Source organism: Cellulosilyticum ruminicola JCM 14822 (assembly GCF_001311925.1).
GTDB lineage: Bacteria > Bacillota > Clostridia > Lachnospirales > Cellulosilyticaceae > Cellulosilyticum > Cellulosilyticum ruminicola.
The window spans coordinates 1-1,503 of the sequence record NZ_BBCG01000154.1 but is presented as its reverse complement, the minus strand read 5'-3'; the positions used below and the strand labels follow the sequence as shown (position 1 = coordinate 1,503).

2 protein-coding genes are annotated in these 1,503 nt (G+C 31.3%); both read right to left on the bottom strand.

Going from position 1 to position 1,503, the window contains the following annotated elements:
* Positions 1-118: 118 nt before the first annotated feature.
* A complete protein-coding gene (locus JCM14822_RS18555) occupies positions 119-304 on the bottom strand; it encodes a hypothetical protein (protein WP_054744120.1) in 186 nt (61 codons plus the stop codon).
* Between the two features lie 257 nt (positions 305-561).
* Positions 562-903, bottom strand: a complete 342-nt coding sequence (locus JCM14822_RS18550) for a transposase (protein ID WP_242861574.1) — start codon at positions 901-903, stop codon at positions 562-564.
* Positions 904-1,503 lie beyond the last annotated feature (600 nt).

Genomic DNA, 1,503 nt, shown 5'->3' with positions numbered 1-1,503 from the left:
TCGTTAATATATTCTTTTGTTTGCATTATTTCTTGAATCATACTATTGCTATAACTTTTATTACTAAACTTTACACTATAACCTTTTTTTCTTTTTTACTAGGGCATAAGACTATTTTTTACGTTTCTTCATCTACTTCAAAAGAACTATATGACAGCTTCTCTTGGATTGGTGCTTTTCCTACTAATTGACTTGGTTTTAATATGCTCCCTTGTTTTTTAGCCGTTTGATCCATTTCATAAGAATAGTAAGCACCACCTACTAATACATTGACTTGTGGCACTTTACCAAGAGCATCTATCACATCTTCACAAAATCTAATATCAGAATAGGTGTTAGGTTTAAGATCATAGTGTGTAATAACACCGCTATCTTCATTAAAACTTTCTACTAGATTTGCAACATATGCTATATTTCTGGTATATTTCTCTCTATATGTTGCATCTGGATCATTTGGATTTTGAAGTATTTCAGAATCATCTTTAGGAAGGCTTTTGCTTTCTTCATTTACTTCTACTTGTTCTTCTAAGAGACGTTCTAATAGTTTAAATGCTTCACATTCTAAAATCTGATCATCATAGAATCCATACGAAGCATTTTGCCATTAAGTTTCATCTCTGTTTCAATAAGCGCAGCAAGTGCTTCTATTTCTTCTTTGATTAGGTCTCTAGCTGTCTTTTTTTCATACTCCAAGACCCTTGTTCTAAAGTTGTAAAGAGTATTGATGGATACAGGTTGTTTCTCATAACTTGTTGTGCCTAAAGCCAACTGAAATCTCATATCGAAATTTAAAGAGCCAATAGGGTATTCATCTGGTAAACTAAAGTTCTCTTTAAGAATAAGAAGACCTACTAATACATTAACAGGAGAATTTGGTCTAGAAATTTCATCACTATAGAGCACTTCCAAACGTTCTTCATTAATGTTAGAAAATTAATGTTAGAAAAAATATACTTATTAAAGAGGGGGGTAGCCCAACTCTTCTTAAGACTTTTACAAAGATATTTAGGTAGATTAATTGTTGGACTGTATTTTGCGAAACATAAAATTATCTCCTTTATGTTTTGCTTAATTATACCATAATAATGTAAAGTAGTTTTAAAAACTAGCATTTTTGTGGGTTAATCATATTAAAAAAAGTGATAGAAGAGTTGAAATTGATGATATATTTTATTAAAAATGAAATATGGTACAATTGAATAAAAAAAAACGACAAAAATATTGACACTTAAAGTCAATGTTGCTAAAATACTAATTAATCAATTATTAGAAAAATGCAATGAAAGAGAGCGGCATTTGCAATACAACTTCAGAGAGCTAGTGGTTGGTGGGAATTAGTGTTGTGGCAAGATGTGAATCACTCTAGAGCAGAATATCAGAACGGCAATGGAGCCATCTATTAAAGTAGAGGGGGCTTTATGCATCAAGTAAGATATTTCGGTAGGCCCCGTTATAGGCATGGTTTGATGGAACCAAAGAGTGGACGATATATATTTATATATT